This is a genomic window from Psychrobacter sp. DAB_AL43B, assembly GCF_900168255.1.
Taxonomy (GTDB): Bacteria; Pseudomonadota; Gammaproteobacteria; order Pseudomonadales; family Moraxellaceae; genus Psychrobacter.
The window spans coordinates 2911977-2934259 of sequence record NZ_LT799838.1; the positions used below are offsets into that span (position 1 = coordinate 2911977).

Here is a 22283-nt window from a genome sequence, read left to right on the forward strand (position 1 = left end):
CAAATCACTAAAAGCAGCAGCAATGAGCATACTGCCTTTAGTTGACAACTAAGTTAAACAACGGATTTAGTTGCTTTGTTTTAACTCAATATTGATACCCAGTGATTTGATTTCTTTGGTCAATACGTTAAACGATTCAGGCATACCTGGATCCATATATTGCTCACCATCGACGATGTTTTTGTACATACGCGTACGACCTTCAACGTCATCCGACTTCACTGTCAACATCTCTTGCAGCGTATATGTTGCGCCGTAAGCTTCTAGTGCCCAGACTTCCATCTCACCAAAGCGCTGACCACCAAACTGAGCTTTACCGCCCAATGGCTGCTGCGTTACTAGCGAGTATGAACCAGTCGAACGTGCATGCATTTTGTCATCAACCAAATGGTTAAGTTTAAGCATATACATGTAGCCGACCGTGACTTTACGATCAAACTTCTGACCAGTACGACCATCATATAACGTCTGCTGACCATCACGCGCCATACCCGCAAGCTCAAGTAAGTCTTTGACTTGATGCTCATGTGCACCATCAAATACTGCCGTACCCATCGGTACGCCATCACGTAAGTTATCCGCTAGCGCCATGATGTCATCATCGGTTAAGCTATCAAGATCGACCTGCTCGCCGCCAACTTTGTTATAGATTTGGTCTAGGAAATCACGCAAATCTTTTATCGCAGCTTGGGCTTTGAGCATACCATCAATCTTCTCGCCCAAGCCTTTCGCCGCCATACCTAAATGCGTCTCCAATACCTGACCGATGTTCATACGTGATGGTACACCAAGCGGGTTCAATACGATGTCGACGGTATTGCCATGCTCATCATAAGGCATGTCTTCAACTGGCATAATGCGCGAGACAACCCCTTTGTTACCATGACGACCAGCCATTTTATCACCAGGCTGGATACGACGCTTAACCGCTAGATAAACCTTAACGATTTTTTGCACGCCATGTTGCAAGTCGTCGCCTGCAGTCAGTTTACGTTTTTTCTCAGCAAATTTCACATCGATGTCTTTTTGCTTATCGACTAAGTACTCTGCAATTTGCGTCAAACGCTCAGAGATTTCTTCTTCAACTGGCTGGATATCAAGTAAAGTTTCAAGGCTCATATCTTTCATATCAGCCAACGCCATGACTGTACCGGCTTTTAGACCAGAACCACCACTGACTTTTTGGCCATCTAATAGATTACCAATACGGCCACGGGCTGCTGCTTCAAAAATACGTAGCTCTTCTTTTAAATCTTTACGATAGCTGTCAAGTTGTGACTTTTCAATAGCACGTGCGCGCGCATCTTTTTCAACGCCGTCACGGGTAAAGACTTGTACGTCAATAACCGTACCCTTGCTTGATGTTGGTACACGTAAAGACGTGTCTTTCACATCAGCCGCTTTTTCACCAAAGATAGCCCGCAGTAATTTCTCTTCTGGCGTTAGTTGTGTCTCACCTTTAGGCGTGACTTTACCAACTAAGATATCACCCGCATCGACTTCAGCACCGATATAAACGATACCGGCTTCATCAAGACTTGATAATGCAGCTTCGCCAACGTTTGGAATATCAGCAGTGATCTCTTCTGTACCTAGCTTGGTATCACGCGCTACACAAGTCAACTCTTGAATATGAATGGTGGTGAAACGATCTTCTTTCACTACTTTTTCAGATAACAAGATTGAATCTTCGAAATTGTAACCATTCCACGGCATAAATGCGATGCGGATGTTCTGGCCCAATGCAAGCTCACCAAGATCCGTTGACGGACCATCAGCCAAGATATCACCTAAAGCAATAGCATCACCTTGGTTAACAATAATACGTTGGTTGATACAAGTGTTTTGGTTCGAACGGGTGTATTTAACTAAGTTATAGATATCAATACCGGCTTCACCAGCAATCATCTCTTCTTCGTTCACACGAACCACGATACGCGACGCATCAACGTCTTCGATCACACCGCCACGCTTAGCGATCACACAAACACCTGAGTCACGCGCAACGTGACGTTCCATACCTGTGCCTACTAACGGCTTATCAGCACGTAGCGTAGGAACTGCCTGACGTTGCATGTTCGAACCCATCAAGGCACGGTTAGCATCATCATGCTCTAGGAATGGAATTAAGCCTGCTGCGACCGATACTACCTGACTTGGCGACACATCCATATGCGTCACTTTTTCTGGTGGCATACGGACAAATTCACCATAGCTACGAACACTGACCATCTCATCAGACAACGCGCCATCAGCGGTCACTGGTGAATCAGCCTGTGCAATGACTGTACCTACTTCTTCAATCGCTGACAGATACTCAATAATATCCGTAACTTTACCATCAACTACACGGCGATAAGGTGTTTCTAAGAAGCCAAAGCTATTGGTCTTAGCAAACGTCGCTAGTGAGTTAATCAAACCAATGTTTGGACCTTCAGGAGTCTCAATCGGACATACGCGACCATAATGGGTGTCATGGACGTCACGTACTTCAAAACCAGCACGTTCACGAGTCAAACCACCGGGTCCTAATGCTGACACACGGCGTTTATGCGTCACTTCAGACAATGGATTGTTCTGATCCATAAACTGTGACAACTGACTTGAACCAAAGAACTCTTTAACCGCAGCCGCAACTGGCTTAGAGTTAATCAAATCTTGTGGTGATAAGTTATCAGATTCAGCTGAGCTTAAACGCTCTTTGACCGCACGCTCAACACGCACTAGACCAACACGGAATTGGTTTTCTGCCATTTCGCCCACTGAACGAATACGGCGGTTACCTAAGTGGTCAATATCATCTACTTCACCGCGGCCGTTACGAATCTCAATCAGCTCTTTTAATACATTGACGATATCAGCATTGGTTAGAACACTGCGTTCACGCTGAATGTCAGCGTCATCAGTATCTACAAAATCAAGACCTAAACGACGGTTAAACTTCATACGACCGACATTTGATAAGTCATAACGATCGGCGTTGAAGAACATGCTATCAAACAACTTCTCAGCAGTTTCAACCGTTGGCGGCTCACCTGGGCGCATGACTTTATAAATCTCAACCAACGCTTCTTCGCGGCTTGAAGTGCTATCAGCGCGTAACGTATCGGCAATATAACTGCCTTGATCGATATCGTTAGTGAATAAGATACTGAACTCTTTGATAGATTCACTGGCTTCAAACGCGCTCAATTTAACCAATAATTCATGGTCAATAAGGGTGTTTGCTTTAGCGATTACTTCATCATTAACGATGATGTCTTCGGCTAAAATACGCTCATATAAGTATTCATCAGGAATCGAGATTTTCGTCATACCCGCTTCTTCAAGCTGGCGGATACGGCGGGCATTAATACGTTTGCCCTGCTCAACAACCACGTCACCTGCAGGTGTAACGATATCGAACTGTGCCATCTCGCCACGTAAGCGATCCGCAACCAGATCAATCTCGAATTGCTCTTCGCCTTTATAAACTTTCACTTTATCAAAGAATAAATCTAAGATCTCAGAAGTGCTTAAGCCTAAAGCGCGGAGGATAATTGACGCGAGTAATTTACGACGACGGTCAATACGAGCAAAAACTAAGTCTTTAGCATCGAATTCAAAGTCAAGCCATGAACCACGGTAAGGAATAATACGGGCGTTATAAAGCACTTTACCACTTGAATGCGACTTGCCTTTATCGTGGTCAAAGAACACACCCGGTGAGCGATGTAATTGCGACACGATAACACGCTCAGTACCATTAATAATAAAGGTACCGTTAGCGGTCATCAATGGCATCTCGCCCATGTAAACGCTTTGCTCACGGATATCTTTAATGGCTGCTTTGCTGTCTTTATCTTTGCTGTCTTTATCTTTGATAATTAAGCGAATTTTGACACGCATAGGCGCAGCAAAGGTTGAGCCACGTAAAATACATTCACGCTCATCAAACTCAGGCGTACCTAAATAGTATTCAACGAATTGTAGCTCTGCGTTACCAGAGTGACTCTCAATTGGGAAAATAGAGGAATACGCAGCTTGCAAACCAGTATTCTCACGAGCTTTTGGCTTTTTGTGCTCTTGCAAAAATTGCTCATAAGAATCTACTTGAATAGACAGTAAATAGGGAATGTCCATCACAGTGGGCAATTCAGCAAAACTTTTGCGAATACGCTTTTTTTCAGTATAAGAATATGCCATCGAGAGTCCTTACAGTAAACGTGGAAACAAATTAAAAGCGTGGCCAGCGTGCATCAATACTATTTAATATTAATATTGTGCAAAACTGGCGACGTAAACGATAATATAAAACGGGTCTTAATGCTCAGCTAGTGACTATTTATCCATCGGTACAAGTGATACATTGGTACGTGCTTCACTACAACACTTTATTTAATCTTATAACTTACATCTAATAATCGATATCTAAGCCACTCTATATGATGACTCAGACCAACAATTTCAATATCATACAATCTATAATAGATTGCCTAGAAGGCAAAACTTACCAATATTCTTGAGAAGAAATAACTTCAATCGGGGTTATCCTAAACTACTTGCTATCAAAACCAATATCGTCACTCATATCTACCGTCTAAAAACCTATCTATTGACAGTAAAATCATGCTAAATGGATAACCTAAGTTCAATAGCTTTTCAGAATTAATAACAATTGGGGTAACTATAACTTTTAGAACCAGTATAAACTATAGTGTTATTGGGAAAGCATGCAGACACAAAAAAATGCCAAACATCTATGGACGTTTAGCTGATATTAACTGATTTCAAAAACTGGTATGTGTGCTTGCACTGTGTTTATTTGCATAGCTATCGTCTGTCCTTTTGATGGGTATCCACCGTGTTGTTGCTTACGACTGTTGGCAGACACAAAAGGTCAAGCTACGAATTATAATAAAAAAAAGCTGGCAATGCAAGGCATTACCAGCTTTTTTTGTACAACACTAAGATAAGCGAGGCTTATTTTAGTTCAACAGTTGCACCAGCTTCTTCAAGTTTCTTTTTCAACTCTTCAGCTTCAGCTTTGTTAACGCCTTCTTTGATTGGAGCTGGAGCGCTTTCAACCAAATCTTTCGCTTCTTTCAGGCCAAGACCAGTAGCTTCACGTACGGCTTTAATTACGCCAACTTTCTTCTCGCCAAAGCTGGCAAGAACTACGTCAAACTCGTCTTTTTCTTCAGCAGCAGCAGCAGCAGGACCAGCAGCAGCAGGTGCAGCAGCAACAGCAGCTGTTACGCCGAATTTTTCTTCCATAGCGCTGATTAATTCAACGATATCCATTACTGACATTTCAGCGATTGCGTTTAACACATCATCTTTAGATAGTGCCATGAGAACTCTCCGTTATCTGATAAAAATTAATTGATTTTAATATCGCTTCGATTGCTTGCCAAGTTTTCAAATAGTTATGACAATAAAGTGCAATCGGCGATGTCAAAGTTACGTTAAAACAAGCAATTATGCCGCTTCTTTTGCGTCTTTGATTGCTGCTACCGTGCGAACAAGCTTACTAGGAACAGCGTTCATAGTCTGGACAAGCTTGGTCACTGGTGCATTCATAGTAGCCATCAAGATAGAGATTGCTTCGTCGCGAGTTGGTAGCTTCGATACGCGCTCTAGCTCTTCTGGACCATAAACAACACCACCAACTGATACCAATTTGGTCTCTAAAGCTTTGTGATCTTGGCTGAAGTCATAAATGACTCGAGCTGCAGATCCCAAATCTTCCATAGAGAAAGCCAAAAGTAATGGACCAGTCATACGGTCTGACATGCTCTCAAACTTAGTGCCTTCAAACGCACGTTTTGCTAGGGTATTTTTTACCACTTTCAAAACGACGCCTTTTTCACGGGCTTGTTCGCGCAGCTTAGTAAGCTTTGCAACACCAATACCATGATATTCGGCAGCTACTGCTGAGTAAGCATTAGCAGCAACTTCAGACACTTCAGCCACAACTTGTTGTTTTTGCTCTAGCGTTAATGCCATAAGTTGACTCCTTTAATCTTATCAATCAGCTGAGTATTTAATCATTCAAACCTAAGTTTTCAACAATCAAACAACTCGCTTAGACTGACTTGATACGATACGTTATTAGCAATTACTAAAAAATCTAGCGCCCGCCAATAACGACTGATTACGGCACCGTTATCAGAATGACATCAAGTGATAGCCTAGCGCTTATATTAATTAATAATAAAAGTACTACTCTATCGGCTCTTATCAACAACTGGGTGGGTCACCGTCTGCGTAGGACAATTAAGATTTTCATCTGTCATCGATTAACAAAAGCAGCTTATTTTTATTAATAACAACTCAAAAGAGTCATACTTAATTTCGCTAAACTGCTCTCTACCTACGGTCTTAGACAGCATAGCGTTTGCTACGCTGACCTAATTTTTACAAATAGTTTGTACCTTTATTCAAAATATTTGAATATTAAGTACGTATTATTTCGCTGTGCGATATGGAACTGGATCAATACTTAGACCAGGACCCATTGTGCTAGACAAAGTGATTTTCTTGATGAAAATACCTTTAGAAGTAGCAGGCTTAGCACGTCTTAAATCTGCAATCAGTGCTTCAGCATTCTGTATTACTTGCTCAGCAGTAAAACCAATTTGACCGATAGTCGTGTGGATAATACCAGCTTTGTCTACACGGTACTGTGCTTGACCGGCTTTAGCGTTAGTAACCGCTTCAGCAACGTTAGGCGTAACTGTACCGACTTTAGGGTTAGGCATTAAACCACGTGGGCCTAGGATAGTACCTAGTTGACCAACAACACGCATTGCATCAGGAGCAGCAATAACGATATCAAAGTCCATGTTACCGGCTTTGATTGATTCTGCTAGGTCTTCAAAACCAACGATGTCAGCACCCGCTTCTTTAGCGGCTTCAGCAGCAGCGCCTTGAGCGAATACAGCAACGCGTTTGGTTTTACCAGTACCAGCAGGTAGATTGGTAGCGCCACGAACTACTTGATCAGATTTACGTGGGTCAACGCCCAAGTTTACTGCGATATCAATAGACTCTTTGAATTTTAGAGGTGGCAAATCATTTAGGATTTGAACCGCTTCTTCGATAGTGTATTGTTTTTCGTGCTCAATACGGCTATTGATTTCTTTTTGACGTTTGGTTAGCTTAGACATTATACACCCTCCACGGTAATACCCATTGAACGAGCGGTACCAGCGATGGTACGGACAGCAGCATCAAGACCAGCAGCAGTTAAATCTGCATCTTTAGTCTTAACGATCTCTTCTAATTGCGCACGATCAACTTTACCGACTTTAGCGGTATTTGGTGTACCAGAACCTTTAGCAACACCTGCAGCCTTACGTAATAGATACGCAGCTGGTGGTGACTTCATGATGAAGGTAAATGACTTATCGCTGTATACAGTGATCTCAGTAGGAATCGGTAGACCCGGCTCTTGATTTGAGGTCGCAGCGTTAAATTCTTTACAGAACGCCATGATGTTCACGCCTTTTTGACCCAATGCTGGACCAATCGGTGGTGAAGGATTTGCTTTGCCTGCAGGGACTTGTAGTTTGATGTAACCATCAATCTTCTTAGCCATGATTTTCTCCTAAATGGGTGATAGCGCCAAATCAACATTGTATATGTATACGTAATTGACTAACAGCTCCCCGGTTGATGATTTTTTTGCGGGTTTAGTCTAGTTTTTCAACTTTACTAAACTCAAGCTCAACCTGAGTCGGTCGATTAAATACGTTAACGGTTAAATGTAGCTTAGATTTCTCATAATCCACTTTTTCAACCAACCCTTTAAAGTCAGTAAATGGACCATCGATAACCAACAACTCTTCGCCCGGCTCAAATAGCGTTTTAGGACGTGGGTCAGTTTCAGTTTGATTAAGACGATTTAAAATGCGATCGGCTTCTACTTGCGTAATCGGTGCTGGCGTTTCGGGTGTACCACCGATAAAGCCCATAATACGTGGGCAGTCTTTAACGATGTGCCAAGTATTATCGTTCATTTCCATCTGGATTAAAACATATCCCGGAAAGAACTTACGCTCACTTTTACGTTTTTTGCCGTCTTTCATTTCGACGACTTCTTCAGTAGGAACCAATACATCACCGAATGATTCAGCGAATTCACTACGGTTAATACGATCAGTTAATGAACGCTGTACTTGTTTTTCATATCCTGAAAACGCTTGGACAATATACCAACGCATATCACGCTCCTAATCGTTATAAGTAAGTCATTAAAGTTAAGTCGTTAGCCGTAAATTTTGGATTAACGCTCGCTAATACGCGTCATTAACCAATAAATATGCCAACGAACCAAGTAAAAAAGTTATCCAACAACCAAACTATAAAACCAACAATCGCAATCATGACAATCGTTTGCCAGGTGTATTGAAAGGTTTCGTCTTTGCCTGGCCATGTAACGCGGCGTAGTTCTACAGCAGCGTCTTTCAATAAAGTTTTAAAGGCACGGCCTTGATTAGTCAATGCCAGACATAGCAGTGCAAATACAAAAAGCGCAACGATAATACCAATACGTACCCAAAGATCATTGGCAGGTTGCCAATAGCCGGGTAGATATTGATTGACTAAGGTTGCACCAATTAAAACGGCTGCGGCAAGTAGCCACAAGATCACATCTTTTATTGAGCCCGTCTTAGCAACTTCAACAGCAGAGGTGTTAACCGCTGAGATGTGCTTATCTTTAGACAGCATTCCACCAGCAATTGCCTTGGCATCAGATAACTTATTCTCGAGGTTATCTTGATTATTGCTCATAAAGAACTCACTTCGGAGATGATGGGGTATGACAAAGATGTGATAAGAAGATGGCAGGCGATGTAGGACTCGAACCTACAACCCTCGGTTTTGGAGACCGATGCTCTACCAATTGAGCCAATCGCCTAGGGGTGTTAAGGCTGATAATTATACAAGGTTTTGATGATAATGCAAGTTTTAAGACGATATTTTATCCGATTAATTCAATGAATGATTTTTTTAGCCATAAATATCAGGAATATCAGGGATCTCAGAAATAATTCTACAATCAATAGCCGTTTTCGTTGCAACTGTTTAGCTGTTTAACTGTTTAACTGTTTAGACCATAAATTAATTCATTTAACGCTTTAGCCACAAAAAAGCCGCTCTCAATAAAGAGAGCGGCTTTTAACTAACTACTTAACATAAACTAAGCATCAGATTGCTCTGATGTTTTAAATCTTAGTTCAATACAGTAGCAACAACACCAGCGCCTACCGTACGGCCGCCTTCACGAATAGCGAAGCGAAGACCTTTGTCCATAGCGATTGGGTGGATAAGCTCTACGCCCATCTCAACGTTATCACCAGGCATTACCATTTCAGTACCGTCTTGTAATTGGATTGCGCCAGTTACGTCAGTGGTACGGAAGTAGAACTGTGGACGATAGCCGTTTAGGAATGGTGTGTGACGACCACCCTCTTCTTTTGACAATACATATACTTCAGCGTCAAACTTAGTGTGCGGGGTGATAGAACCTGGTTTAGCAAGTACTTGGCCACGTTGTACGTCTTCACGTTTAGTACCACGTAGTAGTACGCCACAGTTTTCGCCTGCACGACCTTCGTCAAGCAGTTTACGGAACATCTCTACACCAGTACAGGTGGTTTTTTGCGTGTCACGGATACCGACGATTTCGATTTCGTCGCCAACGCGTACGATACCTGATTCAACACGGCCAGTTACCACAGTACCACGACCTGAGATTGAGAATACGTCTTCGATTGGCATTAGGAATGCTTTGTCGATGTCACGCTCTGGCTCTGGGATGTAAGTATCTAGGATGTTTAGTAGTTCTACGACCGCTGGTTGGCCGTATTTTTCTTGTGAACCTTTAAGGGCTTCAGTAGCTGAGCCTTTAACGATTGGGGTGTCATCACCTGGGAAGTCATAGTCGCTTAATAATTCACGAACTTCCATTTCTACTAGCTCTAACAATTCTTCGTCATCAACCATGTCACATTTGTTCATGAACACGACGATGTACGGTACGCCAACCTGACGTGAAAGCAGGATGTGCTCACGGGTTTGTGGCATTGGGCCGTCAGTGGCTGATACAACTAGAATAGCACCATCCATTTGAGCCGCACCGGTGATCATGTTTTTAACATAATCGGCGTGACCTGGGCAATCGACGTGGGCATAATGACGTGTTGGCGTGTCATATTCTACGTGTGAGGTGTTGATGGTGATGCCACGTGCTTTTTCTTCTGGTGCACTGTCAATGGCTGCGTAGTCTTTGGCTTCGCCACCAGAGGTGATTGCAGCTACAGTTGCGATAGCAGCGGTAAGGGTTGTTTTACCGTGGTCAACGTGTCCGATGGTACCGACGTTAACGTGTGGTTTTACGCGTTCAAACTTGGCCTTTGCCATGGGTATTTCCTCTTTTTTTGGGGTCAGTGCTTAAATAATATTGAGACAGTATTTAAAGCAATTTTAACCACATTAAGATAATTGTTAAAAGGGTGCACATACTAATGTGCAGATATTATAAGAAATTTGCGACCAATAACAAGTCTTTTAACAAGTTATTGGCTTAATAAATCTGACAATACAAAGCTAGGCTCTATATTGCCTTTATTAATTGGCTATTAATTACTCGTCGCCATCTTTAGAATTGAACTTAGAGATGATGTCAGCGGCAACTGATTTTGGAATCTCAGCGTACTTTTGGAATTCCATTGAGTATGTTGCACGGCCCTGTGACATTGAGCGCATTTGTGTCGCATAACCAAACATTTCTGCTAATGGTACTTCTGCACGAATCTGCTTGGTGCCACCAGGTAAATCTTCCATGCCTTGAACCATACCACGACGACGGTTTAGATCGCCCATGATATCACCCATATAATCTTCAGGTGTTTCAACTTCTACTTTCATTACTGGCTCAAGTAGCGTTGGGTTTGCAGCCATGAAGCCTTTACGGAAAGCGATAGAACCTGCCATTTTAAATGATAACTCATCCGAGTCAACATCATGGTAAGAACCATCATACAAGGTTGCTTTTACGCCAACGATTGGATAGCCAGCAAGTACGCCATTTTTCATGCGTTCTTGAATACCTTTATCAACCGCACCGTGGAATTCTTTTGGTACTGTACCACCAACAACTTCTTCAGCGAATTCGTATAAAACTTCGCCTGCTGGATCCATAGGCTCAAGACGTAACCAAACGTGACCAAACTTACCACGACCACCCGTTTGACGTACGAATTTGCCTTCTTGTTCAACAGTTTCACGAATCGTTTCGCGATAAGCAACCTGCGGCGCACCGATGTTGGCTTCTACGTTGAATTCACGCTTCATACGGTCAACAAGAATTTCTAAATGCAGCTCACCCATACCACTGATGATAGTCTGACCAGATTCTTCGTCAGTATGCACACGGAACGATGGATCTTCTTTCGCCAAACGACCTAAAGCAATTGACATTCTTTCTTGGTCAGCTTTAGTCTTAGGTTCAACCGCTAGGCTGATAACTGGATCTGGGAATTCCATACGCTCAAGCGTGATAACATTTTGCTCATCACATAAGGTATCACCAGTAGTCACGTCTTTCATGCCAACTAAGGCTGCGATATCACCCGTACGAATCTCTTGTAGCTCTTGTTGGGCATCTGCCATCATCTGCACGATACGGCCAACACGCTCACGCTTCATTTTAACAGGGTTATAAACGCTACTGCCTTGCTTTAGAACACCTGAATAAACACGTACGAAGGTTAAGTTACCAACGAACTTGTCGTTCATGATTTTGAACGCTAGAGCAGCAAACGGTGCATCATCTGAAGCTTCACGAGTACCTTCGCTTTCGTCTTTGTCGTCAAGAATACCTTTAATAGCAGGTACATCTATTGGTGCTGGAAGATACTGAATAACTGCATCCAACATTTTTTGAACGCCTTTGTTTTTAAAGGCTGTACCACAAAGTAATGGGATGATTTCATTATTAATCGTTAGTTGACGAATGGCACTATGAATCTGCTCAACAGACAATTCACCATTTTCTAAATATTCTTCCATCAACTCTTCAGTGGCTTCAGCAGCATTTTCTACCAGATACTCGCGATACTCTTCTGCTTGTTCTTGTAATTCAGCTGGAATCTCACGTTCTTCGTATTCCATACCTTGAGAGGCTTCATCCCAATAGATGGCTTTCATGGTCACAAGATCAACAACACCTTCAAAGTAGTCTTCTTTACCAATTGGAATAACCAATGGTACTGCCTTGCCGCCTAGACGAGTTTTGATTTGTTCGACAACACGGAAGAAGTCGGCACCAACGCGATCCATTTTATTAACGAATGCAAGACGTGGCACTTTATATTTATTTGCCTGACGCCATACGGTCTCAGACTGTGGCTGTACGCCGCCTACTGCACAATACACCATGCACGCGCCATCAAGCACACGCATAGAGCGTTCAACTTCAATCGTGAAGTCAACGTGACCTGGGGTGTCAATGATGTTGATACGGTGTTCATCAAACTGCTTGGCCATACCTGACCAAAAACAAGTTGTCGCCGCAGAAGCAATGGTAATACCGCGCTCTTGTTCTTGCTCCATAAAGTCCATGGTAGCCGCACCATCATGCGTTTCACCAAGTTTGTGACTGACACCGGTGTAGAACAAAACACGCTCAGTAGTAGTAGTCTTACCAGCATCAATATGCGCTGAGATACCAATATTACGATAGCGTTTTAGGGGAGTTATACGAGCCATAGTGTTTTCCTAGGGAAATTCGTGTATAGATTAATGTGTTGTGTCTCTACCTCATACTCTATGACAAAGCTACTTGGCTTCGTAATATTATTTACTAATTATTGGGCCTAATACGGACAAAAAAGAGTAAATACTAAGAATAGTGCGGCATTAAACTCAGGAAACCTTTTTCGTAAGCTTTGCAGGCTTTGAAAAGTAGCATCCCTTTCAGAACAGCATCTTGACAGATGTCCGCCATCTAAGGTGGTTAACTGTTTAAGTATCTTGCGATCAAAACAATAGAACCACCCATTAATAATGGCGGCAATCAATAGAATAAATCAACAATACGAGGATTGCTTGGCCTAAACCAGCAATCCAAAGCTATTATTAAAAAAGCTGCTATTAAAAATAGTTATTGATAAAGAACAGCTTAAATAAAAGTAGCTTAGAAACGGTAATGAGAGAATGCTTTGTTCGCATCTGCCATGCGGTGAACTTCGTCACGCTTCTTCATAGCATTACCTTTACCATCAGCAGCGTCATTCAATTCGCCAGCTAAACGTAAAGCCATTGATTTTTCAGAACGCTTTGCAGCAGCTTCAGCTAACCAACGCATAGCCAAGGCGGTACGACGGGAGGGGCGTACTTCCATTGGCACTTGGTAGGTTGCACCACCAACGCGGCGAGCTTTTACTTCAACCATTGGGCGAACATTTTCCAATACTTCTTCAAAGAAAGAAACTGGATCTTCGATGTTACGCTTTTGGCTTACTGTCTCAAGTGCACCGTAAACGATACGCTCAGCAGTAGATTTTTTACCATGACTCATGACATGGTTGATGAATTTTGCAACAGTTTGGCTACCAAACTTAGGATCCGGTAGGATCTCACGGGTAGCAACGACGCGACGTCTTGGCATAATAATAATCCTTTTCTTCAGGAGTGTCTGACATTCACAATCTCGCACCAATTAATATTGGATGGCGTTATATCGAGTTGTCAGTCAGCCTTACTGCATGGCGCTATGTGATAAGGGTTAATGACTCATTTGGTCAAAAAATTACTCACATCAGACCCATGCACAGTTAATGGGTGATACATAGAAACTCATTTAATAACGATTAGTTATTAAACTTTAGGTTTCTTAGCACCATATTTAGAGCGACCTTGCTTACGGTCTTTAACGCCTGCGCAATCTAGTGCACCACGAACGGTGTGATAACGTACACCTGGTAGATCTTTTACACGACCACCACGGATAAGAACAACACTGTGCTCTTGTAGGTTATGACCTTCACCGCCGATGTAGCTTGATACTTCATAGCCTGAAGTCAAACGTACACGACATACTTTACGCATGGCTGAGTTAGGTTTTTTAGGGGTAGTAGTATATACGCGAGTACATACACCACGGCGCTGTGGGCACGCTTCCAACGCAGGAACTTTTGACTTTTCCTTGATGGTTTTGCGACCTTTACGAATCAATTGGTTAGTTGTTGCCATGAGGCATCCTTCTCCCGTTTGGTAAAAAACAAAAAAATAGGGAAACGCACCATCTATCTGACTTTAACGACAGATTTTGGCACACCCATTTTTAGGACAGTGTATTATAAAGACTTGTTGCTGCTATTTCAACCACTTATGAGCAGTTGGACTTTACAGCAGCGGATAGATATGTATTCAGTCTAGTACTATACCACTTTATTTGTTTTTGATGACATAAGCCAAAAAACAGTGGACTAAATATGGTATCAAAAGTAGACGTATACATCATTTAGATAAGATATTTAGAGATAAAAAAGTCGTTTATTTTAGCTATATGGCGATATCGACTTACTATTCAAGAGAAGTAAGACAATATCGCCAATATTAAAGTTAAACAGTAAAAGCATAAGATAGTAGTTTACTAAAAAACAATCAGCAAACCTTTAATCAACAAACCTTAAGTTCTTGTTATTTGCTCGACTTAGCAGAGTCTTTTTTTGATTTGCTAGCAGAAGATTTATCTACACTACCCTGCTGGTCATCCTTGATACTGTCGGCTTTATCATTGCCAGTTTTTTGAGTGTCTTTTTTAGCTTCTTCTGAAACCGCTTTTTCTGATTTTGTCTCTTTAGGCTTATCTTCTTTAGGCTTATCTTCTTTAGGCTTATCTTCTTTAGGCTTATCTTCTTTAGGCTTATCTTCTTTAGAGTTGGCTTCTTTAGAGTCAGACTGTTTCTGCTCAGAGTTGGCTTTACTGCCTTTCTCGCTCTCTTTCACAGCATCTTTTTTAGCAGCGTCCTTTGATGCATTATCTTGAGCTTTATCTTCTTTTTGCTCATTATTACTCGCGGATTTATTAACCTCAGCTTCGCTACTTCTATCATCAGTAATAGCACGGTTGGCAAGCTTGGCTTCTGGTGCAAAAGTTGCTTGAGCAACGCCAATCACTTCATCAATCAGCTGGCTGTTATAGCGCATACCAATAATCACTGCTGTGGCTGGTAAGAAGCGGCGTATCCACGATAAATTAATTTTATCCAAATCAATACCGACTTGACTGGCAATACTATCGACTTGTTCAGCATAAAAATTCACATTTTTGTTTTTTAGACCTAGGTTTTTAAGTTCGTTGTGCAAGCCACTGCTTTGAGCATTGTCAAGTAAGCCTTTACCAATACCAATACCTGCAAGTAATGCTTGTTTTTCTTGCATCTTGCTCAGGTCAGCATTTGCAAGCAGCTCATAAGCCATCTTGACGCCTTGCTTACCTGTTAGTGGCTTGTTGTATACCGCACCCAGCTGATAAACGGTACGCAGTGATACCAACAATAGCCACAAGGTATCGGCGAGCAAACCCGGTAGCCCAGCCAGACCTGTCAAACCACCTATCGTTGCCAACGCACGATTTTGATTGGCAATAGCGGTCGCTAATGCGTAACGCTCTTCATCATCTAAGCTGGCGATATTAGCAAAACGGTGCTCGTTAGGTAAATCAATTTGGCTCCAGTTGGCAGCAAGCTTTGCAACTTGGGCAAAAGCGCCATCAACGGTCGATTCAAACAAACTGTTTGGCACTACTTTTTTGGCATATTTACCATAAGTTGCGAAACGGGTGCCCAATAATTGCTGGGTTGCTTTTAATGTTTGCTCACGAAATAAATCTTGTTGGTAATCTTCATCCCCTAGATTTACAGCTTTAAATTGACGCGGTTTGCCAGTTTTGGCATTAACGCTATCAATCATGGCGCCCATACGTTCTAGGTTACTGCGAGTAAAAGTTCCAACCGTACTGATGCCTTTAGATAAAGTGCTACGCTTTCCCATCGTGATATCCTTAATGTGATAAATGTGATGATTGCTTGTTTTTTATAGTCGTAATCTGTGTGCCATTCTAGCGAACAATTATTATGAGTGTCAGTGCGAACAATGTTATCGCTATCGCCCCTTTTGTATCCAAAAGTATCCCTTATTGATAACTCGATCACTTTATTAGTATATCTCTTAATTGGGTTGACGTTAAATAATTTTACTCTATTTTCATGGCAGTCATAGCAACTATTCTACTACTGCAAATATCGAAAAAAGCCCTGAATATCAATTTTTGATAATAAATACTGTTTTGTCATTATTTTGCATTTACACAAGGCTTTTGCCCCCTTGATACGTTATCATATGCCATAAGCTCAAGCATGATTGCACCACTACTAATAGAAAATTATTTGTATTGGCCACATTATCTCAATAGTGGTTTTATTGTGACCGCAACCATAGTTTTAGAAGCAGCGTTTAGCGCTCAAACACTGTCTTTTTTGCAATATTTTTACTATCAGAGACAGTTTCGACGTTAAACAATAGAAGTAGAGGTTTAAAGACGATGATTACAGATAATTATCAAAAAATCGTTACTAATATCGTTACTAATAAGGAATAGAATATGCGCCGTGTTGTTATCACTGGAGCAGGGATTGTCTCTTGTATCGGACATGATTTGGCTACTGTCACAGATGCTCTGAAACAAGGGCGCTCTGGCATTACGTTCAATGAATCTTATGCTGAGCACGAATTTAAATCACACGTTAGTGGCAGTATTGATCAATCAGAGCTTGATACCTCAGGTATTGACCGTAAATTGAAACGATTTTTTAGTGACGCGAGTCTCTATGCTTATGTCAGTGCCTTAAACGCCATTGAGCACGCTGGATTGTCACTTGAGACCATCAATAGCAATCCGCGCGTAGGTGTGGTTGCAAGTTCAGGCGGCGCTTCAACAGAAAATATCGTCAATGCTGTCGATGCCATGCGAGAAAAAGGTCTGCGCGGTGTCGGTGCCATGGCAGTACCAAAAACGATGGGCAGCTCGGTATCCGCAGCGCTTGCCACTGGCCTAAAAATACAAGGTGTTTCCTACTCTATCTCGTCTGCTTGCGCAACTTCAACGCATTGTATCGGTCATGCTGCTGAGCTGATTCAGTTGGGTAAAGCCGATGTAGTGCTCGCTGGTGGTAGTGAAGCTGAGCATTGGACCCAGTCTTGTATGTTTGATGCGATGGGCGCAGTCAGCACCCAATATAATGACACGCCAACACTCGCATCAAGAGCTTATGACAAAGACCGTGACGGCTTTGTCATTGCCGCTGGTGGTGCGATGGTGGTCGTTGAAAGTCTTGAGCATGCTCAAGCACGCGGTGCCAATATTTTAGCCGAAATCGTCGGCTATGGTGCCAGCTCTGACGGTGCAGAAATGGTTGCTCCAAGTGGTGAAGGCGCGGTACGCTGTATGCAGCAAGCACTCGCTGAAGCAGGTCTAGAAAGCGTTGATTATATTAATAGTCATGGTACGAGCACGCCGTTAGGTGACATCACTGAGCTTAAAGCCATTGCTAAAGTATTTGGTAATGATGTCAGTAAAGTGCCCGCTATTAGCTCCACAAAATCTATGACGGGTCATAGCTTAGGTGCGGTAGGCGCGCAAGAACTGATTTATTGCCTACTCATGCTACAAGAAGAGTTTATTGCGCCAAGTATCAATATTACAGAATTAGATCCGGCAGCCAAAGGCTTTGATATTGTCACTGAAAAACGTGACGTTAAGCTTGAAACCCTTATGAGCAATAGCTTTGGCTTTGGTGGCACTAATGCCACTCTAATCATCAAAAAGTTTGACGCGTAAACTATGGTCGCATCACATCATAATACTACTGTGCAGACAGTTTCTGCCCCATCGCCAGCTACTAAACCTAGCTGGCGTTTTGGTGATCTGTCTGCCGCAGAACTGATGCCAAAGCTACGGCGTCATTTGCTAGCACAAGATGCCAAGGCAAACTGGCAATTGATTTGGCTGAGTAATGATGGACGACCTGTGATTGGATTATTGCCAAAAGTAAGCTGGTCAGTTTACTTTTGTGCTAACGAGACGTCATATCCTGATAGACAAGCAAGTTTTTATCAAACAAACCCTTATAAAGTTGAAAAAACTTGCCGCGCTACCCATCACAACAATGATAATACGGTTACTACAGCGTATATAAGTTATAGCGACTGGCAGGATGAATTAATTGCTTATAGTCAAGCTTATGAAAGCGAAAACCACCTCTCAACTTCGATAAACAAAAACAATGAGAAGCCCAGTTACTATCATGGTCTTATAGGTTTTATTGGATATGATATTGCCGCTCATGAGCTAAGTCCAAAAGCCAAAATTGAGCTGGCAGCACAGCCGTGTGCGCTACTGGGACATTATGATATTTATCTAGCACCTAACAAAGACGATGAAAAAGATTGGGAGCTAACAGTAAATACGCTCAGTAATGACTGTGATGAAAGTACTGATAATAAGAAAAAAAATAAGCTCGTAGCAGCACTTATAGCCTATTTGGATGAACTGGATAGCAAACTGTCCAGTATAGATATGGCCAATAACGCTAGCTGTCCATTGCTACCTTTAAAGCTAGATGCTAAGTGGCATAAAAATGATTATCAGCAGGCATTTAATCAAACTCAAAACTATTTGCAGCAGGGCGATTGCTATCAAATAAATTTAACCCAAGTATGGAATGGTGATTTCAGTGATGTAACTGATGTAAATGGAAGTAATAAATCAGCCGCCATGCTTATCGATTATTTGCCTGCTTTGTATGGTAATACACAAGCACCATTTGCAGGCTATTTAGCGGTTAATTATATTAAAAGTGAAGTCAACGCTAATACGCCAGAGCATCAGTTTGAATTATTAAGTTGCTCACCTGAGTTATTTTTCACTTTTAGTAAAGACGATCAAACAGGTAAGCACCATATACGCACCAAGCCCATCAAAGGAACGATGCCGCGCGGCTTAACTACTGAGCAAGATGATAAATACAAGCAGCAATTAATCGATAGCGAAAAAGACCGTGCGGAAAACGTGATGATTGTCGATTTATTGCGTAATGATTTGGGTAAGTATGCCAAAATCGGTAGCGTAAAAGTGCCACAGTTATTTGCAATTGAGAGCTTTAGTAATGTGCATCACATGGTCAGCACCATTACCGCTGAATTAAAGACAGATACGCATCCATTAGCCGTCTTATTTGGCAGTTTGCCTGCCGGCTCAATCACTGGAACGCCAAAGAAACGGGCGCTCGAGATTATTGCAGAATTAGAATTAGCGCCGCGTGGTGCCTATTGCGGTACCATGGGCTATATGAACTTTGATGGTAGTGGTCAATGGAATGTATTGATTCGCACGCTACAAGCCAACCATTTATCAAGTAATACAGCAGGCAATACAAAGCAAGTTAGTCTGTGGGCAGGTGGCGGCATTACTGTCGCCTCTGACTGCGACGCTGAATACCAAGAGTGCCTCGATAAAGTCGGTAATCTGATGATCGTCTTGACTCAAAAGCACAGCAGCAAATAAGATTCATCGTTATATTAAAGATAAATTTAAAGTAGCTAAAAAAATAAAGCCTGCTAACGTTATGTTGGGCAGGCTTTATTTTTAGTACGTACCAATAACTTTAGCCGATTCAATTTAAAAAAATAAAGTACTGCTAAATATTAATTAGCAACGACATCAACAACAGTTTCTAGAGCTTTTAATGCATGAATCAAACGCTCATGCTGTGCTGCCGTACCGATAGTAATACGTAAATACTCTTGCACACGGGGTTTATCAAAATGACGCACGATAATACCCTGCTCGCGTAACGCATTCGCCACTGTTATTGCATCACCATCATTTGGACGCGCAAATACAAAGTTGGCATGCGATGGTAGTACGTCATAACCCAATGCTATCAATTCTGCCGTCAACGATGTGCGCAAATCAATCACTTGCTGGCGGGTTTGCTCAAAATACTCGGTATCCAAAACACTAGCGGTCGCTCCTGCTTGAGCCAACTTATCTAATGGATAGCTGTTAAAGCTATTTTTCATACGTGTCAGTGCTTCGATTAATGAGGCATTCCCGAACGCCATACCAACGCGCAAGCCAGCAAGCGAGCGTGACTTTGAAAAAGTCTGGGTGACTAGTAAATTATCAAATTCATTGATAAGAGAGATTGCTGATACTTGAGAATCCAAACTACCCTCCTCTAGCTGAGCAAAATCGATATATGCTTCATCAATCACAATCACTGAGTTTGAATGCTCACTAGCAAGCTTACTGATATCAGCAAGCGACAATAACAAACCGGTTGGGGCGTTAGGATTGGCGATAATTATACCGCTACAAGGCTGGCGATAATCATCAGGGTCGATATTAAAATCAGCACCAAGCGCAATTTGTACCAGCTCTATGCCAAAGGTAGTGGCATAGACCGGATAGAAGCTATAGCTGATATCAGGTGCTAATACAGGGCGCTCTTTTAAGAAAAAGCTGGCAAATACTAGTGCCAATACTTCATCTGAACCATTTCCGACAAACACTTGGTTTATATCAAGGTTATAAAGTTCTGCCAATGCGCCACGTAAATCATCAGATTCAGGTGCGGGATACAAACGCAGGTCGTCCGCTTGCCGCGCTAATACTTTTGTAATTGCCTCACCGACTTTTGGTGATGGCGGAAACGGGTTTTCATTGGTATTTAATTTGCATAAATTGTCATGCTGAGGCTGCTCGCCGGGGACATAAGGCGATAAATTGCGCGCTTTAGATGACCAAAGTCTGGTGTCTACCTTTAACTCACTCATAAGTTATCCTACTATTAGCCACAGAGACTATTAAAAATAAATTTCAACAGTTAATTTTAAAATTCCTACTGTTGAAGCAATCAAAAAATATTACTGATAACGATAACGGGCTGAACGCGCATGGGCTTCTAAGTCCTCGCGTTGCGCTAAAATATCTGCCGTCTCAGCTAGCGGCTTACTACCAGCCTCACTACAATAAATAATCGATGATTTCTTTTGGAAGTCATAAACACCAAGCGGTGAAGAAAAACGTGCGGTACCGGATGTTGGGAGCACATGATTGGGTCCGGCACAGTAGTCACCAATCGCTTCTGGCGTATGACGACCCATAAATATAGCGCCTGCGTGACGAATACTATCAAGCAATGCATCAGGGTTATCAACAGACAACTCTAAATGCTCAGGTGCGACGCGATTAATAACCGCCATACCTTCTGCACGGTCTTTTACTAAAATAAGCGCGCCGCGGTTTTTTAGCGAATCACGAGCGATATCCGCTTTTGGTAACTCTACTAATGCTTTTTCAATCTCAATTGCAACTTCTTCAAGCTGTTTTTCACAAGTAGTGACAAAAATCGCTTGGGCAATACGGTCATGCTCAGCTTGGGATAATAAATCCATGGCGAGCCAATCAGCGCGGTCTTGCGCTTCGCCTTCTGCATAGACCAGCACTTCAGAGGGACCAGCAATCATATCAATGCCTACTTGTCCAAATACGGCACGTTTGGCTGCCGCGACGTACTTATTACCCGGACCGGTGATTTTGTCTACTGCTGGAATGGTTTCGGTACCATAGGCCAATGCGGCCACCGCTTGCGCACCGCCGATGGTAAAGACACGGTCTACTTTTGCCAAATGTGCCGCTGCCAATACCAAAGGATTTAATACGCCTTTTGGTGCTGGCACGACCATGATAACCTCAGCGACGCCAGCAACTTTGGCAGGAATAGCATTCATCAATACGGAAGACGGATAAGAAGCCAAACCGCCCGGTACATAAATACCGACACGGTCAAGCGCTGTCACTTTTTGACCTAAGCGATTGCCCAGCTCATCATCATACTGCCATGTTTCTTGTACTTGGCGCTCATGAAACGTCTGTACCCGAGTCGCCGCTGTAATCAACGCTGTTTTTACTTTATCATCAAGATTTATAAAGGCTTCAGCAAGTGCCTCTTTAGATAGCTCTAACGCTTGCATCGTCGTCGCTGGATGTTGATCAAATTGCTGGGTCAATTCTAGTACGACGCTATCGCCACCATGACGCACTTTAGTAATAATATCATCCACAGTCTTTAGTAAATCAGCATCATTGACCGTTTCAAAAGCAAGCAGTTGTGTCAATTGACTGTCAAAATCGGCATCTTGAGTACTTAATTGGCGCATGA

General features: G+C 42.4%; 16 protein-coding genes and 1 tRNA gene. 2 read left to right on the forward strand and 15 right to left on the reverse strand.

Translation table 11 applies throughout. From position 1 onward, the window contains the following. Positions 1-66 precede the first annotated feature (66 nt). The 13 genes from rpoB to DABAL43B_RS12450 all read right to left on the reverse strand — a co-directional run bounded on the left by rpoB (position 67) and on the right by DABAL43B_RS12450 (position 16050). Positions 67-4185 carry a DNA-directed RNA polymerase subunit beta gene (gene rpoB / locus DABAL43B_RS12390; RefSeq protein WP_079692681.1) on the reverse strand — a complete coding sequence of 1373 codons (4119 nt, stop codon included), beginning with the start codon at positions 4183-4185 and terminating at the stop codon, positions 67-69. A 777-nt stretch (positions 4186-4962) separates the two neighbouring features. Then, positions 4963-5334: a 50S ribosomal protein L7/L12 gene (gene rplL, locus DABAL43B_RS12395; protein ID WP_011514491.1), complete on the reverse strand. Its 372-nt coding sequence runs from the start codon at positions 5332-5334 to the stop codon at positions 4963-4965. Between the two features lie 126 nt (positions 5335-5460). Next, a complete protein-coding gene (rplJ, locus tag DABAL43B_RS12400) occupies positions 5461-5988 on the reverse strand; it encodes a 50S ribosomal protein L10 (protein WP_079692682.1) in 528 nt (175 codons plus the stop codon). Positions 5989-6449: 461 nt separating this feature from the next. After that, positions 6450-7151 carry a 50S ribosomal protein L1 gene (rplA, locus tag DABAL43B_RS12405; protein WP_079692683.1) on the reverse strand — a complete coding sequence of 234 codons (702 nt, stop codon included), beginning with the start codon at positions 7149-7151 and terminating at the stop codon, positions 6450-6452. Then, a complete protein-coding gene (gene rplK / locus DABAL43B_RS12410; RefSeq protein WP_079692684.1) occupies positions 7151-7582 on the reverse strand; it encodes a 50S ribosomal protein L11 in 432 nt (143 codons plus the stop codon). The genes rplA and rplK overlap by 1 nt, the downstream gene beginning before the upstream one ends. A 94-nt stretch (positions 7583-7676) precedes the next feature. After that, positions 7677-8207: a transcription termination/antitermination protein NusG gene (gene nusG, locus DABAL43B_RS12415; RefSeq protein WP_079692685.1), complete on the reverse strand. Its 531-nt coding sequence runs from the start codon at positions 8205-8207 to the stop codon at positions 7677-7679. Between the two features lie 85 nt (positions 8208-8292). Next, positions 8293-8778: a preprotein translocase subunit SecE gene (gene secE / locus DABAL43B_RS12420; RefSeq protein WP_079692686.1), complete on the reverse strand. Its 486-nt coding sequence runs from the start codon at positions 8776-8778 to the stop codon at positions 8293-8295. A gap of 51 nt (positions 8779-8829) precedes the next feature. Beyond that, a tRNA-Trp gene (locus tag DABAL43B_RS12425) sits at positions 8830-8905 on the reverse strand. 314 nt (positions 8906-9219) lie between these two features. Then, the gene (gene tuf / locus DABAL43B_RS12430) at positions 9220-10410 is read right to left on the reverse strand and encodes an elongation factor Tu (RefSeq protein ID WP_079690918.1); all 1191 of its coding nucleotides are present in this window, start codon (positions 10408-10410) and stop codon (positions 9220-9222) included. Positions 10411-10632: 222 nt separating this feature from the next. Continuing rightward, positions 10633-12759 (reverse strand): elongation factor G, encoded by a 2127-nt coding sequence (gene fusA, locus DABAL43B_RS12435; protein WP_079692687.1) that lies wholly within the window; start codon positions 12757-12759, stop codon positions 10633-10635. 427 nt (positions 12760-13186) lie between these two features. Continuing rightward, positions 13187-13660 carry a 30S ribosomal protein S7 gene (gene rpsG / locus DABAL43B_RS12440; RefSeq protein ID WP_011514497.1) on the reverse strand — a complete coding sequence of 158 codons (474 nt, stop codon included), beginning with the start codon at positions 13658-13660 and terminating at the stop codon, positions 13187-13189. 209 nt (positions 13661-13869) lie between these two features. Then, complete coding sequence (gene rpsL / locus DABAL43B_RS12445) at positions 13870-14244, reverse strand: 30S ribosomal protein S12 (protein WP_011281154.1); 375 nt, start codon at positions 14242-14244, stop codon at positions 13870-13872. 450 nt (positions 14245-14694) lie between these two features. Next, positions 14695-16050, reverse strand: coding sequence for an EcsC family protein (locus DABAL43B_RS12450; protein WP_079692688.1), 1356 nt, complete (start codon positions 16048-16050; stop codon positions 14695-14697). Positions 16051-16660: 610 nt separating this feature from the next. Between DABAL43B_RS12450 and DABAL43B_RS12455 the strand changes: the two genes are divergently transcribed. After that, entirely contained in the window at positions 16661-17896 is a 1236-nt protein-coding gene (locus tag DABAL43B_RS12455) for a beta-ketoacyl-ACP synthase II (protein WP_079692689.1), read from the forward strand. 3 nt (positions 17897-17899) lie between these two features. Beyond that, a complete protein-coding gene (locus DABAL43B_RS12460; RefSeq protein WP_079692690.1) occupies positions 17900-19621 on the forward strand; it encodes an anthranilate synthase component I family protein in 1722 nt (573 codons plus the stop codon). A 140-nt stretch (positions 19622-19761) separates the two neighbouring features. Here DABAL43B_RS12460 and hisC read toward each other — a convergent pair whose 3' ends face one another. Then, positions 19762-20895, reverse strand: a complete 1134-nt coding sequence (gene hisC, locus DABAL43B_RS12465; protein ID WP_079692691.1) for a histidinol-phosphate transaminase — start codon at positions 20893-20895, stop codon at positions 19762-19764. Between the two features lie 90 nt (positions 20896-20985). Next, positions 20986-22281 carry a histidinol dehydrogenase gene (gene hisD / locus DABAL43B_RS12470; protein ID WP_079692692.1) on the reverse strand — a complete coding sequence of 432 codons (1296 nt, stop codon included), beginning with the start codon at positions 22279-22281 and terminating at the stop codon, positions 20986-20988. Positions 22282-22283 lie beyond the last annotated feature (2 nt).

Excerpts from the sequence above, each read along its gene's own strand:
- DABAL43B_RS12450 (WP_079692688.1), bottom strand. The coding sequence starts at position 16,050 with ATGGGAAAGCGTAGCACTTTATCTAAAGGCATCAGTACGGTTGGAACT.
- rplA (WP_079692683.1), bottom strand. The coding sequence starts at position 7,151 with ATGTCTAAGCTAACCAAACGTCAAAAAGAAATCAATAGCCGTATTGAG.
- DABAL43B_RS12460 (WP_079692690.1), top strand. The coding sequence starts at position 17,900 with ATGGTCGCATCACATCATAATACTACTGTGCAGACAGTTTCTGCCCCA.
- DABAL43B_RS12455 (WP_079692689.1), top strand. The coding sequence starts at position 16,661 with ATGCGCCGTGTTGTTATCACTGGAGCAGGGATTGTCTCTTGTATCGGA.
- hisD (WP_079692692.1), bottom strand. The coding sequence starts at position 22,281 with ATGCGCCAATTAAGTACTCAAGATGCCGATTTTGACAGTCAATTGACA.
- hisC (WP_079692691.1), bottom strand. The coding sequence starts at position 20,895 with ATGAGTGAGTTAAAGGTAGACACCAGACTTTGGTCATCTAAAGCGCGC.
- fusA (WP_079692687.1), bottom strand. The coding sequence starts at position 12,759 with ATGGCTCGTATAACTCCCCTAAAACGCTATCGTAATATTGGTATCTCA.
- secE (WP_079692686.1), bottom strand. The coding sequence starts at position 8,778 with ATGAGCAATAATCAAGATAACCTCGAGAATAAGTTATCTGATGCCAAG.
- rplL (WP_011514491.1), bottom strand. The coding sequence starts at position 5,334 with ATGGCACTATCTAAAGATGATGTGTTAAACGCAATCGCTGAAATGTCA.
- nusG (WP_079692685.1), bottom strand. The coding sequence starts at position 8,207 with ATGCGTTGGTATATTGTCCAAGCGTTTTCAGGATATGAAAAACAAGTA.
- rpoB (WP_079692681.1), bottom strand. The coding sequence starts at position 4,185 with ATGGCATATTCTTATACTGAAAAAAAGCGTATTCGCAAAAGTTTTGCT.
- rpsL (WP_011281154.1), bottom strand. The coding sequence starts at position 14,244 with ATGGCAACAACTAACCAATTGATTCGTAAAGGTCGCAAAACCATCAAG.
- rpsG (WP_011514497.1), bottom strand. The coding sequence starts at position 13,660 with ATGCCAAGACGTCGCGTCGTTGCTACCCGTGAGATCCTACCGGATCCT.
- tuf (WP_079690918.1), bottom strand. The coding sequence starts at position 10,410 with ATGGCAAAGGCCAAGTTTGAACGCGTAAAACCACACGTTAACGTCGGT.
- rplK (WP_079692684.1), bottom strand. The coding sequence starts at position 7,582 with ATGGCTAAGAAGATTGATGGTTACATCAAACTACAAGTCCCTGCAGGC.
- rplJ (WP_079692682.1), bottom strand. The coding sequence starts at position 5,988 with ATGGCATTAACGCTAGAGCAAAAACAACAAGTTGTGGCTGAAGTGTCT.